The sequence below is a fragment of the Sphaerimonospora cavernae genome (assembly GCF_042435035.1).
Classification (GTDB): Bacteria; Actinomycetota; Actinomycetes; order Streptosporangiales; family Streptosporangiaceae; genus Sphaerimonospora; species Sphaerimonospora cavernae.
In genome coordinates, this window is record NZ_JBHMQT010000054.1 from 71,244 (window position 1) to 84,384 (window position 13,141).

Consider the following 13,141-nt stretch of genomic DNA (forward strand, 5'->3'; position numbering starts at 1 on the left):
CAGGGCTGCGGACGAGCGGACGAGGGCAGCCCGCAGAGGTCGTACGTCCTCCTCATCGATGACGAAGGTCCGGTCCCCGGAGAGGCAGCGGAGCGCCAGCATCGATACGACGTGTGTCGCCCAAGGAAGGGACGGATCATGGTGCGGTCGAGACGAGCCCGTCTTCCCCTCGTCTACTCATGCTCGGGCTGTTCCAGCGCCGCGCAGATGGCCAACGATCTGGCCCTGCGCCTCGACCGCATGGGGCTGGCGGAGATGTCGTGCATCGCCGGCGTCGGCGGGGACGTGCCGTCCCTCGTGCGGGTGGCCACCTCCGGACGGCCGATCCTCGCTCTCGACGGCTGTCCCCTGATGTGCGTGCTCGCCACTTTGAAGCGCCATGACGTGGTCCCCGACGAGCACGTCATGCTGGGCACGTACGGCGTGCCCAAGCGCAAGCACATCGACTACGACTCCGAGCAGGCCGAGACCGTGCTCGCACCGGTCGTCGAGGCCGCTCACCGACTGGCCTCGCCCGACCCTGCCGGCAAGGCGATGACTGCCTGATCACGCGGGTTGGATGCCGCTTGGCGGACGGCGGGGGAATTGGTGGCGAAGTGTGTGGGTTGAAACCTAGTTCGGGTTGAATCTGGGTTCGCGGAAATCGCGTGACCGCTGTCTCTCTCCATACCTGTCCGGGTCTCGTGATCGCGAGGGGGTGGACATGACCGCTCAGTCGCTACCGCTCGCCGCGCATGAGCGGTTTCACACGCATGACCTCGATGAGGCCCGTGCACAGGTCACGGGCACCCTCCCTGACTTCGGACTGCGCCTGGCGCAGCGCGAGACTCGGCTCGACGCCCGTATGAATGCGGTGAACTTCGACCGGACCGGGCTGTGCGCCCTCGACTATGGAGCGGAGGTGCTGATCACGCCGCGCCCGTGGGAGAGCAGTTTTCTCGTCGCGATCCCGCTGGCCGGTGTCGCCGAGGTGGTCCAAGGCCGGGACCGGCTCGTGTCCACGACGAAGCTCGCCTCCGTACTGTCACCGACGGATCGGCTGACCTTGCGATGGTCGGCCGGGAACCCGCAGCTCATGGTGCGCTTCGACCGCTCCGCACTCGAATCCCACCTCGGCAACATGCTGGGACGGCGACTTCGCGGGCCGATCTCCTTCTCCCTGGGCATGGACCTGACCCAGTCCTCGTCCCGGTCCTGGCTGTCGATCGTCGACCTGCTTCGCCGGGAGGCCGAGGCCGACGGCACCATGCTGGCCCAGCCGCTGGCTCTCAGGCAGATGGAGGACCTGCTCATGACGCAACTCCTGCTGGCCCAGCCCAACAATTACACGCCCGCGCTGCTCGGGGAACAGCCCCGCGTCGCACCGCCCACCGTGAAGCGGGCCATGGAACTCATCGAGGCGCACGCCCCCGAACCCCTCACGGTGGAGGACATCGCCGAGGCCGTCGGCGTCGGCACCCGGGCACTCCAGGACGGATTCCGCCGCCACCTGGACACCACACCCATGGCCTACCTGCGGAACGTACGCCTCGACCGCGTCCACGCCGAACTGACCGTCGGCGCCCCCGGCACCACCACCGTCACCGACATCGCCTTCCGCTGGGGCTTCGTCCACCTCGGCCGCTTCTCCACCGCCTACCGGCAGCGCTTCGGCCAGACCCCCTCCGACACACTGCGCCACTGACCCCGTCCCGCCCGAGGGTCCGTGCAAGGGCCTCCCGACGGAGCCGGCGACGCCTGCCGTACGAAGCCAAAGGGCGATCGTTCTTTAACAAGAATTAGAGTTATCACGGCTCGGCACCGGGAGAGAAATGATGAATATCGCACACCCGTTGCATCACAGGTAACAAGGGCGTGCATTACCGGTCAACTTCAACTTGCCGTCGACTCGTATCATGCGAATTGAAACCACGTCGGCTGTGAATAAACGACCGCCGGCCCTTGGGGCGTAGTGCCGTCCGGACCGTCGATCCCGGGAGGAGGTGGACTTGACCGCTCAGACGCTCCCGCTCACCGAGCATGAGCGACTGCACACGCATGACGCCGACGAGGCCAGCGCAGAGGTCGGGAAGGCTCTTGCTCCCCACAGGCTGCGCCTCGCGAAAGGGGCTCGGCTCGACGCCCGCCTGAACGGGATGATGTTCGAGCAGACCGGCCTGTTCTCCCTCGGCTATGGCGCGGAGGTGTCGATCTCGTTGGACGCGATGGAGAGTGCCTTCTTCGTCGAGATCCCGCTGACCGGTGTCGCCGAGGTGTCACACGGCCAAGAACAGATCGTGTCCACCACTGGGCTCGCCTCTGTGCTGTCACCGACAGAGCGCATGACGATGCACTGGGCGGCCGAGAACTCGCAGCTCATCGCGCGATTCGACCGCCCCGCGCTGGAAACCCGCCTCAGCCAGATGCTCGGCCGGCGACTGCGCAGGCCGCTCGTCTTCTCCCTGGGCATGGATTTCACCCAGCCCGCCTGCCGCTCGTGGCTGTCGCTCATCGAGTTGCTCAAGGTAGAGGCAGAAAACCCGGGCGGCATGCTGAGCCAGCCGCTGGCCGTCAAGCAGATGGAGGGGCTGCTGATGACGCAACTCCTGCTGGCGCAGCCCAACACCTACACCCCCGCGCTGCTCGGAGAGCAACCACGGGTCGCACCGCCCGTCGTGAAGCGGGCCATGGAACTCATCGAGGCGCACGCCCCCGAACCCCTCACGGTGGAGGACATCGCCGAGGCCGTCGGCGTCGGCACCCGGGCACTCCAGGACGGATTCCGCCGCCACCTGGACACCACACCCATGGCCTACCTGCGAGACGTACGCCTCGACCGCGTCCACGCCGAACTGACCGTCGGCGCCCCCGGCACCACCACCGTCACCGACATCGCCTTCCGCTGGGGCTTCGTCCACCTCGGCCGCTTCTCCACCGCCTACCGGCAGCGCTTCGGCCAGACCCCCTCCGACACACTGCGCCACTGACCCCCGAAGCCGCTGACCCGGGAACGGTCAGAACGCCGGCAGGTCGGCCCAGCGGGTGATGACGCCGGAACGGCTGTCGGTGCCATACCGAACGGCCAGGGCCTTGACCAGGGCGCTGCCGCAGCCGAGTACGTCACGCCGGGGCGCGACGCCCGGCCACACCGGCGCCAGCGCCGTCTCGGTCTCGACGATCTCGACGCGGACCACCGTACGCACGCCGTCGCGGCGCAGGGAGAGCCGCAACTCGGCCGGCGGCAGGCCGTGCATGACGGAGTCGGTGACAAGGTCGGAGATCGCCAGCAGGGCCTCCTGCGCGGCGGCGGCGGGGATCCCCCAGGCTGCCAGCACGCCCTGCGCACAGCGGCGCACCATGCCGACTCCCTCGGGGAGGTGCGGCAATTCACATGTGTACATGTTCTTGAACGGCGGCGCCGTGACGACGGCGGCCGAGCCGTCGATGGTCGGGCAGTTCATCATGCTGTGCTCCTCGGTCACCGGCGAGACGCCCTCCCCCCTCCGCCCTGCCACGCCCCCCGATACAGGGTCCACATGGACGGAAAGACTGTTCTGCATTGAAGAGTAGGCAGGGGTGCCATGACCGGCTATCCGCCGTACGAGGGCCGCTATCCGGATAGCGAACGACAGCCCGGCTCTCCGCCCCGCTCCGGCCGTGAGACGCTCACATGGCGAAGGACAGCCGGCCTCAGAACGGAAACGCCACGGCATGAACGACATGGATCACGAGACCGCGGCAGGGCACGGCTCCTCGCGGCGAGACGACCCACCGCACTATGACGTGGTCATCATGGGCGCGGGCCTTTCCGGGATCGGTGCCGCGTACCGGCTGCAGACCGAGTGCCCGGGGAAGACGTATGCGATCCTCGAGGCCCGCGATTCGATCGGCGGCACCTGGGACCTGTTCCGCTATCCGGGCGTCCGCTCCGACTCCGACATGTTCACCCTCGGATATCAGTTCAAGCCGTGGCACGGGACGAAGGCGCTGGCCGACGGTGAGACGATCCTGTCCTATGTCCGCCAGACGGCGGCCGAGTTCGACATCGAACGGCGGATCCGGTTCGCGAGCAGGGTCGTCGGGGCCGACTTCGACACCGCCACCGCCACCTGGACCCTGACCGTTGAGCGGCGCGGCGCTGCGGGGATCTCCCAGCACACCGTCACCTGCGGCTTCCTGTACTCGTGCGCCGGCTACTACGACTACGACCGGGGGCACGAGCCCGCGTTTCCCGGCGTCGAGGACTTCGCCGGGACCGTCGTGCATCCCCAGTTCTGGCCGGGCGACCTCGACTACGCCGGCGAACGGGTGGTCGTCATCGGCTCCGGCGCCACCGCCGTGACCATCGTCCCGGCCATGGCCGAACAGGCCGGGCACGTCACCATGCTGCAGCGCACCCCCACCTGGATCGCGTCGCTCTCCGGGCGGGACAAGTTCGCCGACTGGTGCCGGCGAAGGCTGCCTTCGAAGGTCGCTCACCGGCTGGTCCGTACGAAGAACATCGCCTTCGGCACCGTTTCCTACCAGTGGTGCCGCCGATTCCCCGGGGCGGCGCGGCGGCTCCTCACCGGTCTGGCCGCGAAGGTCCTCGGCGACCGGCGGTTGGTGGCCGAACACTTCACGCCCCCGTACGACGTCTGGGACCAGCGGGTGTGCGCCATCCCCGACGGCGATCTGTTCCGGGCGGTCAAGGCCGGCCGCGCCGACGTGGTCACCGACCACATCGACCGGTTCGTCGCCGGGGGGATCCGCCTGAGATCCGGCCGCGTGCTCGAGGCCGACATCATCGTGACCGCCACCGGACTGCGGTTGCGGGCCTTCGGCGGCGTGGCGCCGGCCGTGGACGGGGTCGAGGTGGCGTTGCCCGAGCAGTTCGTGTGGCGTGGCGCGATGCTCACCGGCATTCCGAACTTCGCGATCTGCATCGGATACACCAACGCGTCCTGGACGCTGCGCGCCGACCTGACCTCGCGCCTGGTCTGCAAGGTGCTCAAGTGGATGGACCGGCATGACTACGCCGCGGTCGTGCCGTACCCCGACCGCGAACTCGAGGAGCACCCGCTGCTGGATCTGGCCTCCGGTTACGTTCGGCGTTCCATCGACGACTTCCCCCGGCAGGGTCCCCGGGCGCCCTGGAGAATGCGGCAGAACTATGCGCTCGACGCCGCGACCACGATGCGTGCCAACCTGCGCCGCGGCCTCCGCCCCACTCCCCGCCGCGCCCTGTGTCCCCCTGCCGGGATGTTCTCCGGGGAGGTGGGGAACAACGCGTGAGGGCGGTGGGTTTGGGGACGGCAGGGAGAGAACCCGCGGACGCCGTAGATTCCGCAGACAGACAGGAGCCCACCATGCGCGCCATCGTCGTCAACACCCCCGGCGGGTCCGCCGCGCTGGAGCCCGCCGAGATCCCCGACCCCGTGCCCGGCCCGGGTGAGGTGCTGGTGGACGTGGCGGCGAGCGGGGTGAACTTCATCGACGTCTACCACCGGGAGGGCCGCTATCCGCTGCCGGTGCCGTTCGTCCCCGGCTCCGAGGGCGCCGGTACGGTCACGGCCGTGGGTGAAGGGGTGAGCGACGTCGTCGTCGGCGACCGCGTCGGCTGGGCACAGGTGCTCGGCTCGTACGCCGCCAAGGCCGTGATCCCGGCCGAGCAGACGATCGTGCTGCCCTCCGGGGTGTCGCCGGACCTCGCGGCCGCCGTCCTGCTCCAGGGCCTCACCGCGCACTACCTCACCCATTCGACCTACGCCGTACGGCAGGGCGACGACGTGCTCGTCCACGCCGCCGCCGGCGGCATGGGGCTGCTGCTCACGCAGATCGCCAAGCTGCGGGGCGCCCGAGTGATCGGTACGGTTTCCACCCCCGAGAAGGAGAAGCTCGCCAGGCAGGCCGGCGCCGACGAGGTGATCGGCTATGAGGACTTCGCCGACGAGGTGAAGAAGATCACCGGCGGGGGCGCCCACGTGGTCTACGACGGGGTCGGCGCCGCCACCTTCGACGGCTCGCTCACGTCGCTGCGCCCACGCGGGATGCTCGCGTTGTACGGCGCGGCCAGCGGGGCGGTGCCGCCGTTCGACCCGCAGCGGCTGAACGCCGCCGGCTCGGTCTTCCTGACCCGGCCCTCGCTCACCCACTACGTCGCCGACCGCGAGGAACTGCTGTGGCGGGCGGGCGACGTGCTGGGCTGGGTGGCCTCGGGGGCGCTCAAGGTGCATGTCTCACAGCGCTACCCGCTGGCCGAGGCGCGCCGCGCGCACGACGACCTGGAGGCCAGGCGCACCACCGGCAAACTGCTGCTCATCCCCTGATCCGCGGGCCGCGGATCTCAGTGCGGCGACAGGGTGTGGCGCCCGGGAAGACGCCGGCGGTAGCGGGACACGACCCGGTAGCCCGCCTCGGCCAGCCAGCTCAGCGGCGGGGCGAGCATGAGCCTGCCGGTCGCGCGCCACCGCGCCACCGGCTGCAGGGCCAGGACCAGCGCGACCGCCCGCGCACCCTGGGCGCGCAGCCCGTCCGGGCCGATGAGCTGTACGGACGCGGCGGCCTGCTCACGAGTGAGCCCGAAACCCGCGAGATCGACGAACTGCCAGGCGCGCACGGCGGGCATGTACGGCAGCAGCCTCCGCCCGGTGTTCACGCACAGCTGGCAGAAGCCGCATTCCCCATCGAACAGCAGCAGGACCCGGTTGGTACTGCCCACGATGTCGAATCTACCAATGCGCCCCGGCTCGTCCTCATCGGTCACCGGGGCGATGTCCGAAGAGGCTCGCGATCCCCAGGGCGCCCGCCGCCAGGGCGACGGCGGTGAGCGACACCGCGCGGGCGAGCCGTACGGAGCGCCGGATGTCCGCGACGCCCGGACGCGGGCCGTCACCGAGCTCGGGGCGGTGCTCCACCCGGCCGCCGTAGTCGTTCGCGCCGCCGAGCCGTACGCCGAGAGCGCCGGCGAAGGCGGCCTCGCACCGGCCGGAGTTGGGGCTGGGATGGCGGCGGCCGTCGCGGCGGAGCACGGCGGCGGCCCGGCCCGGAGAGCCGCCCGCTGTGCCGGCCAGCGCCGCGGTGAGCAGGCCGGTCAGCCGGGCCGGCAGGAAGTTGGCCGCGTCGTCGAGCCGGGCCGACGCCCACCCGAACCTCTCGTAGCGCGGCGACCGGTGACCGACCATCGCGTCGAGCGTGTTGATCGCCCGATAGGCCAGCAGGCCCGGCACGCCGAAGACCGCGCCCCACACCAGCGGGGCGACGACGGCGTCGGAGCTGTTCTCCGCGATCGACTCGACCGTCGCGCGGGCGATCTCCCCGGCGTCCAGCCTCGACGGGTCGCGGCCGCACAGGTGCGGCAGCCGCTCGCGGGCGGCCGGCAGATCTCCTGACTCAAGGGCGGCGGACAGGTGTGCGCCCTCTCTGGCGAGGGTCGTGCCGCCGAGCACGGCCCAGGTCGCGGCGGCCGTCACGGCCGTACGGGCGACCGGGCACGACCGGGTCAGCCGGTCGGCCGCCAGCCCAATGCCTGTCGCGGCACCCACGCAGGCGGCGGTGAAGGCGACCCCGGAGGCTCGAGAATCGCGATATATCCGCTTTTCCAGGGCGGCGGCGCGGTTGCCGAACACGGCAACGGGATGGCCTCTCCTGGGATCGCCCACCACCATGTCGATCGCGGCGCCCAGCAGGATGCCCGCCGCCGTCGCCCTGCTTCTGATCACGGCGGCCATTCTTCCCCACCCCGGCCGACGCCCTGTCAGGCGGGAGCTTCAGGCGAGGTGGGCGCGCAGCGCGTCCTCGTTGGCGTCGAGCCAGTCGGCGGCCCTTCTGATCCGCTCGCCCGCACCGTTCGACCACATCCGGGCCCAGCCGCCGCCCAGCGTCTGCGCCTTCTTCCGCATGAGGCCGTACGACCGGTCGAACCGGACGCGAGCCAGACCCGGCAGCCGGAGCCGGTCGCGCCGGGCCAGGCCGTACGCGTCGCAGAACAGCCGCAGCCGCGGCCCGACGTCCGCCGTGCGCAGCAGCGGATCGCGGTCGATCGGGTCGTCGATGGGCGCCCAGTGCCGCATCGTGATGAGCACGTCGAACAGCCGCGTCGTCGGCCGGGCCAGGTCGAAGTCGATCAGCGCGTACGGCACGGGCTCGGCCGCCTCGCGGAACACGACGTTCTGCGGGGTGACATCACAGTGGCCGATCAGCTCGGGCGCGTCGTCCGGGGCCGAGCCGATCTCCCAGACGGCGCCGGCCGGCGGGACGAACGACGCCGCCGCATCGTGGAGCCGCCGCAGCAGGCGGGCGAGTTCGGCGAGGGTCTCGTCGGCGGCGGCGTAACCGGGCAGCGGACGCGTCGGCACCCGGCCTTCGACGAACGTGAGGATCTCCCTGCCGAGCTCATCGGTGCCCAGCACGCGGGGGGCACCGTCGAACCCGGCCGCCTCCAGGTGCCTCAGCAGCGCGTGCACCGACGGCGACGACGCCCGCATCGGACGCCGGACCGTGTCCCCCACCCGTACGACTCCCTCGGTGACGTCGCCCCCGTGGAGCGGGATCTCCTGAGGATCCGTACGCGTGGACATGTCCAGGCAGCCTACTGAGCAGAAGAGCGTTCCGGAGGCGACTCCCGCCGGTTTTGGCAGTTCCCAACGCCACTTTTGCGCGCACTTCGTGCCGTTCGGCCGTACCGATGCCCGGTTGCGCGTTCAGACGTAAGGCGGCCTGACCATCACCGTACGGTTCGCTGCTCACAGCGGCCACGCGGCCAGCAACTCTCCGGGGCCGTAGGCGGCATCGAGTCCCGGGCAGTCGAGTCCACTGCGTGAGACCGCCACGACCGGGACAGGTTCGGCTGTGAGCGCGGCGCGGTGACGGTGGAGGGCTGCCAGGTCGTGTCGGTCGAACGGTGATTGCTCCAGCCACTTGATGGAACCGACGAAAAGCAACTCCTTGGCGATGGGGGCGCGGTCTGCCCCGACGATGTCGATCTCGATGTCGTCGGTGCGGGTCCAGTAGCCACCCACCGCGGGGGCTGCGGGCAGCCGGTCGTCGGGCAGTATCCGGGCGAGCGCGTCCCGGATGAGCGGCTCGACGGCCCGGCCGCGCCAGCTGGTCCAGCTCTCCCGGATGCGTTCCAAGGTCAGGTCGCCCCGCCCCCGCTCGATCTCCCCCATGAACGGACCGAGAAGGTGCAGCCAAAACCGCAGGTAGGGATCCGTCACCCGGTAACGGCGGTCCTTCGACGGGCGCAGGGAAACGGGCAGTTCCGCAGCGACGATCCGCTTGTCCGTGAGCAGCTCCAGCGCTCGCTGCAGTGGCGTGGCCCCGATCCCGCCGGCCGAGCGGGCGATGTTGGTGAAGGTCCGCTCGCCACTGCCGATCGCCGCCAGCACCGCACGGGCCTGAGCCTGCGGCGGGAACTCCGCGGCCAGCGAGCGCTCGGCCGACACCAGCAGGGCCGAGACCGGATCATTCAGCGCCTCGCCGAGGAAGTCCCACAGCCCCGCGCCCCGCGGCCATTCCGCGCAGATCAGCGGCAGCCCGCCGGTGACCAGGGCGGCGTCGAAGGCTTCCTCCGGATCCAGCCCCAGCATCCGCCCCACCTCCGCGGGGTTCAGCGGCCCGAGCACCATCTCCCGGCCGCGCTGGTGGAAAGGTCGTCCGTAGCTGTTCAGTGCCTCCATCATCGACAGATCCGAGCCGATGAGGACCAGCAGCACCGGCTTCGTCTTCAGGGCTCTGTCCCAGGCCCGCTGCAGCATCCCCTCGAAGGCGCCTTCGGCGTCCATCAGGTACGGCACCTCGTCTATCACCAGGACGCTCGGCCGGTCGGCGGGCAGCGCCGCGGCCAGCACATCGAACGCGGCATCCCAGCTCTCCGGCCGCGCGGCGGCGACCAGGTGCGCCAGCGGCAGCGTCGATGCCTGGGCGTCCCGGGCCAGCCGTGCCAGATCGTCCTGAGGCGACGCGCCGGTGGCCGCGTAAAACAGGTACGGCGTCGTGGCGCGCTCCACGAACCGCTCGACCAGCCGCGACTTGCCCACCCGGCGCCGCCCGCGCAGCATCACGCACCGGCCCGGCCGTTCTCCTCCGACCCCCGCCGCGACCTTCTGCAGCTCGCGCTCCAGCGTCGCCAGCTCTTGTCGGCGGCCGACGAAATCCACCATGCTGACCGACCTCCGTACCCTGCATGTTACTAACAAGAATGTCACTAACAAGAATGTTAGCAACATCGTACACACAGGAGGCCCGATCGCGGACCCGGGTGGCGTAGCTGAAGTCCCGGCCGGTGGCGGTGGGGTACTCGGCCAGCGCCTCTCCGACGCAGTTCCACACTCCTCGGGTGCCGCCCATCGGCTCCCGCTGCGGACTTCAGGGACGTCCGTACGGGCGGCGGCCGAAGTCGGTGGTGCCACCGGCGAGCCGGTTCCCCGTTGACGTCCGTCCGCCGGCCACCGACGACAACGCCCGCCGGCTGTCGAGCTCAGTCACCGGCCGGGCATCGACTGCGGTTCCTGCGGTGAGACCACGTACGCTTGCTGCTGCGGATGCCCTGGTCAGCCGTACGGACCGGGGTCGGCCGACACATATCCGGGAGAGGGGGTGTGTACCTACTCCCCGGATCATGCAGAATTAGGCACGAGCGCCCTTAGCTCAGCTGGATAGAGCATCGGACTTCTAATCCGACGGTCGCAGGTTCGAATCCTGCAGGGCGCGCTCCTCTCATCAGCCCGAACCCCGGCTGACCTGGGCATTCTCTTGATCGCGCCATGGCCGCCCGCGCAGCCGTACGCCATCAGACTCGGCACTGAGCGGGCACTCCCGGAACCTATCCGGAATGATCTCGGCGACGTTTCCGCAGGTCAGCTCTAGGATTTCGCCGCTCCCCGGAGCGATTCCGAGCCTCCCCGAGCACGCGGCAGGGTGGTTCGCGGAGCCGAGGTGTGGCACGATGCGACTCATGACGATCAGAAAGGGCGATGCCGCGTAGGCCGCCGAGCGCCATCCGCGCTCATCAAGCAGCAGCCCGAGAACAGGGCCGACCAGCTCGTCAAATTCCTGGCCTATCAGGCCGGACCCGTGCTGCGATCGCACGCCTGGAGGCCCAGGGGCTGGGGGCAGACACCGTCGCTCAAGCCTTTGATCAGTACAGAGGCTTCCTCCGACGCCCCGGCCGGATTCTGTACGTCCCGCCACATTCATGTCCCTGCTGTGACCCCACCGAGGCACGCGACACCCTGGAACTCGCGCTACGTCGACTACCGCCGGCAGCCCGCGCAGATCTCGGACGGCTGGTATGCCGCCTCGACGAGGAATTCCGCAGACGCACTCTCCCCGAGCCTCATCCTCAGCTACTTCCGTGGCAGCTCGACCGATGGTGGCACCGGCGCATTGTCGGCTATTGATCAGTTCACGACAGGCCGAAGGGCCTCGGCGTCGACCGAGACCCTTCGTTCCCTCGTGTTCGCGTCGCCTCATCGGCGAGGACTTCCATGGTCCGCTGGTTGGCGACCTCGCGTTGACCGTCGATGCACTTCGCGTAGACCCGGAGCATGACATCCACGCCATGTCCGGCCCGTTCGGCGGTGGCTTCCGGTGCGTGGACGCCCGCGTTGAGCCACAGGGACACGGCCGCGTGCCGCAGGTCGTACGGCCGGCCCGCCAGCGGCGATCTCACCGAACCCGGCGTGGACCGCCGTGTGCACGTCGACCGGGAGGTCATCCCATCGGGGTATGGTCACCTGCCACCCCAAGCCAACCCTTCGGTTCAGGCGCTGCGCCAGCGTGCGCGATCCCCACCGCTTGAGGTGCAGCGCATCAATGTGCCCGCGCTGGTGCGGCCGAGCGCCCCCTGCGGTGAGCAGAACGCGCCAGGGCGGACACCGGACCGCACAGACGGCCGGGATGGGCGCGCAGTCCTGTGCACGGGCTTGGGCGACACCTTCACCCGCGCCTTCCTCTTCTTGTGCGACGCCGGTGTTGGCGTCGGCGTGGCGGACGGGCTGAATGGAGTGGGCGTTGGTGTTGGTGTAGCCCATTGGCTCGGCGTGGCGAGCGGAGACCCCACCTGGGGCGAATGGGTGGATAGCGGAGCTGTCTGGGCAGTCCCTGCGGTGCTGCAGCCAGTCAGGAGTACTGCGGCGAGCAGCGTTACCAGGGCAGTGCGTCGAGGCATTCGAGGTGCTTTCCGTTCGGGGGCGGTCGGGCCATATCCCAGCACCTTCATTCACTCCTCGCCACCACATAAGCACATTGCGTCACTATCGATGCATGCGCGTGAATCACGACGCATTATGCGGAACCGCACGCTGACCCGCGCCCAGCGCAATGAACGGATCTGAACGACCCTGAAGATCGTTTGGGCACCTCAATGTCAGAAGGTCTGCTGGTCGGTTGCCGGCCAGGCATCTGGGGAGCGGCGGTGGTTGGTGTGGCCTGCCTTGAGGACCGTGCGTAGTTGGGCGAGAAATTTGGTGTCGAACGAGAGGTCCAGTTGCTGCAAGAGGGCGTAAGCGGCATGGGGCTCAAGACGGCCGTAGACGTCGTGGTAGCTGCCGAGCAGGCCTCGGAACAATGCGAGATGAAGAGCCGGTAGTGCCACGCACGCCTGATAGACCGGATGCTTGATCGGCCATGGTACGGGACCGGACACCTCCAGAACTCGCTGAGCTCGGCGAAGCAGCGGATTGTCCGCCGTATCCTGAAAGCGACCTTGGATGAGCAGCCTTGCAACGTCGTTGCCCAGCACTTCGGCGAAGGCGATCTCCACTGTGGTGCCTTCTTCGAACCAGTCGACCCATAGTGAATATGTGATCGGGTCCGCAGGTTCCGGTGCCTCCAGGCGCCGCCGGTAGGCATCCCATAGCAGGCCAGCGTTTGGGTCGTACGCATCTGCCATGGTGAAGCGGATTTCACAGGTCACCCAGTAGTCGTCAAGGAGGTCCAAGAGGCCAAGTGCAAGCCGCAGCCGAGCCTCCGAATCGAGATCGGGATCCTCTAGCAGCGCTCTCGTCCACGCGTGCGCCACATCGTTGGCGGTGAGCAGTTCGTCCCCCGAGCCTTCATCGCTCGTCCATACGCCGTCGCTGACTTGGGCGACGCCTTGTTCTGCCAGCCAACGCCGTGCTTCCTCTTTCGCCTTGTAGTCCACAAGAGAAGTGTCAGCCATCGCGATCGGCATGGCGAT

Annotated in this window: 13 protein-coding genes and 1 tRNA gene; 6 read left to right on the forward strand and 8 right to left on the reverse strand. The window is 69.2% G+C overall.

Going from position 1 to position 13,141, the window contains the following annotated elements:
* Nucleotides 1-138 precede the first annotated feature (138 nt).
* The 3 genes from ACFHYQ_RS23825 (at nucleotide 139) to ACFHYQ_RS23835 (ending at nucleotide 2,966) form a co-directional block, all read left to right on the forward strand.
* A complete protein-coding gene (locus ACFHYQ_RS23825) occupies nucleotides 139-546 on the forward strand; it encodes a putative zinc-binding protein (RefSeq protein WP_394303354.1) in 408 nt (135 codons plus the stop codon).
* A 157-nt stretch (nucleotides 547-703) separates the two neighbouring features.
* Nucleotides 704-1,684 carry an AraC family transcriptional regulator gene (locus tag ACFHYQ_RS23830; RefSeq protein WP_394303355.1) on the forward strand — a complete coding sequence of 327 codons (981 nt, stop codon included), beginning with the start codon at nucleotides 704-706 and terminating at the stop codon, nucleotides 1,682-1,684.
* 304 nt (nucleotides 1,685-1,988) lie between these two features.
* The gene (locus ACFHYQ_RS23835) at nucleotides 1,989-2,966 is read left to right on the forward strand and encodes an AraC family transcriptional regulator (RefSeq protein WP_394303356.1); all 978 of its coding nucleotides are present in this window, start codon (nucleotides 1,989-1,991) and stop codon (nucleotides 2,964-2,966) included.
* A gap of 27 nt (nucleotides 2,967-2,993) precedes the next feature.
* On the opposite strand, the gene ACFHYQ_RS23840 is transcribed toward ACFHYQ_RS23835, so the two are convergent.
* Complete coding sequence (locus ACFHYQ_RS23840; RefSeq protein ID WP_394303357.1) at nucleotides 2,994-3,461, reverse strand: hypothetical protein; 468 nt, start codon at nucleotides 3,459-3,461, stop codon at nucleotides 2,994-2,996.
* A 229-nt stretch (nucleotides 3,462-3,690) separates the two neighbouring features.
* Between ACFHYQ_RS23840 and ACFHYQ_RS23845 the strand changes: the two genes are divergently transcribed.
* Together ACFHYQ_RS23845 and ACFHYQ_RS23850 are read left to right on the forward strand one after the other, a co-directional pair.
* Nucleotides 3,691-5,253 (forward strand): flavin-containing monooxygenase, encoded by a 1,563-nt coding sequence (locus ACFHYQ_RS23845; RefSeq protein ID WP_394303358.1) that lies wholly within the window; start codon nucleotides 3,691-3,693, stop codon nucleotides 5,251-5,253.
* A 74-nt stretch (nucleotides 5,254-5,327) separates the two neighbouring features.
* Nucleotides 5,328-6,287, forward strand: coding sequence for a quinone oxidoreductase family protein (locus tag ACFHYQ_RS23850; RefSeq protein ID WP_394303359.1), 960 nt, complete (start codon nucleotides 5,328-5,330; stop codon nucleotides 6,285-6,287).
* A gap of 17 nt (nucleotides 6,288-6,304) precedes the next feature.
* Here the strand turns inward: ACFHYQ_RS23850 and ACFHYQ_RS23855 are convergent, their stop codons facing one another.
* The 4 genes from ACFHYQ_RS23855 to ACFHYQ_RS23870 all read right to left on the reverse strand — a co-directional run bounded on the left by ACFHYQ_RS23855 (nucleotide 6,305) and on the right by ACFHYQ_RS23870 (nucleotide 10,121).
* Complete coding sequence (locus ACFHYQ_RS23855) at nucleotides 6,305-6,679, reverse strand: DCC1-like thiol-disulfide oxidoreductase family protein (protein ID WP_394303360.1); 375 nt, start codon at nucleotides 6,677-6,679, stop codon at nucleotides 6,305-6,307.
* 34 nt (nucleotides 6,680-6,713) lie between these two features.
* Nucleotides 6,714-7,625, reverse strand: a complete 912-nt coding sequence (locus tag ACFHYQ_RS23860; protein ID WP_394303387.1) for a cobalamin biosynthesis protein — start codon at nucleotides 7,623-7,625, stop codon at nucleotides 6,714-6,716.
* Between the two features lie 102 nt (nucleotides 7,626-7,727).
* Nucleotides 7,728-8,537 carry a phosphotransferase gene (locus tag ACFHYQ_RS23865; protein WP_394303361.1) on the reverse strand — a complete coding sequence of 270 codons (810 nt, stop codon included), beginning with the start codon at nucleotides 8,535-8,537 and terminating at the stop codon, nucleotides 7,728-7,730.
* 165 nt (nucleotides 8,538-8,702) lie between these two features.
* On the reverse strand, nucleotides 8,703-10,121 hold the full coding sequence (locus ACFHYQ_RS23870) for an ATP-binding protein (RefSeq protein WP_394303362.1): 1,419 nt from the start codon (nucleotides 10,119-10,121) through the stop codon (nucleotides 8,703-8,705).
* 476 nt (nucleotides 10,122-10,597) lie between these two features.
* Between ACFHYQ_RS23870 and ACFHYQ_RS23875 the strand changes: the two genes are divergently transcribed.
* A tRNA-Arg gene (locus tag ACFHYQ_RS23875) sits at nucleotides 10,598-10,671 on the forward strand.
* A gap of 9 nt (nucleotides 10,672-10,680) precedes the next feature.
* Here ACFHYQ_RS23875 and ACFHYQ_RS23880 read toward each other — a convergent pair.
* The 3 genes from ACFHYQ_RS23880 to ACFHYQ_RS23890 all read right to left on the reverse strand — a co-directional run bounded on the left by ACFHYQ_RS23880 (nucleotide 10,681) and on the right by ACFHYQ_RS23890 (nucleotide 13,135).
* Nucleotides 10,681-11,049: a hypothetical protein gene (locus tag ACFHYQ_RS23880; protein WP_394303363.1), complete on the reverse strand. Its 369-nt coding sequence runs from the start codon at nucleotides 11,047-11,049 to the stop codon at nucleotides 10,681-10,683.
* A gap of 316 nt (nucleotides 11,050-11,365) precedes the next feature.
* Complete coding sequence (locus ACFHYQ_RS23885; protein WP_394303364.1) at nucleotides 11,366-11,632, reverse strand: hypothetical protein; 267 nt, start codon at nucleotides 11,630-11,632, stop codon at nucleotides 11,366-11,368.
* 696 nt (nucleotides 11,633-12,328) lie between these two features.
* Nucleotides 12,329-13,135 carry a hypothetical protein gene (locus tag ACFHYQ_RS23890; protein ID WP_394303365.1) on the reverse strand — a complete coding sequence of 269 codons (807 nt, stop codon included), beginning with the start codon at nucleotides 13,133-13,135 and terminating at the stop codon, nucleotides 12,329-12,331.
* Nucleotides 13,136-13,141: the final 6 nt, after the last annotated feature.

What these genes read in the sequence shown, in the direction of transcription:
- ACFHYQ_RS23825 (WP_394303354.1), top strand. Translation starts at nt 139, where the DNA reads ATGGTGCGGTCGAGACGAGCCCGTCTTCCCCTCGTCTACTCATGCTCG.
- ACFHYQ_RS23830 (WP_394303355.1), top strand. Translation starts at nt 704, where the DNA reads ATGACCGCTCAGTCGCTACCGCTCGCCGCGCATGAGCGGTTTCACACG.
- ACFHYQ_RS23845 (WP_394303358.1), top strand. Translation starts at nt 3,691, where the DNA reads ATGAACGACATGGATCACGAGACCGCGGCAGGGCACGGCTCCTCGCGG.
- ACFHYQ_RS23850 (WP_394303359.1), top strand. Translation starts at nt 5,328, where the DNA reads ATGCGCGCCATCGTCGTCAACACCCCCGGCGGGTCCGCCGCGCTGGAG.
- ACFHYQ_RS23860 (WP_394303387.1), bottom strand. Translation starts at nt 7,625, where the DNA reads ATGGTGGTGGGCGATCCCAGGAGAGGCCATCCCGTTGCCGTGTTCGGC.
- ACFHYQ_RS23865 (WP_394303361.1), bottom strand. Translation starts at nt 8,537, where the DNA reads ATGTCCACGCGTACGGATCCTCAGGAGATCCCGCTCCACGGGGGCGAC.
- ACFHYQ_RS23870 (WP_394303362.1), bottom strand. Translation starts at nt 10,121, where the DNA reads ATGGTGGATTTCGTCGGCCGCCGACAAGAGCTGGCGACGCTGGAGCGC.
- ACFHYQ_RS23890 (WP_394303365.1), bottom strand. Translation starts at nt 13,135, where the DNA reads ATGCCGATCGCGATGGCTGACACTTCTCTTGTGGACTACAAGGCGAAA.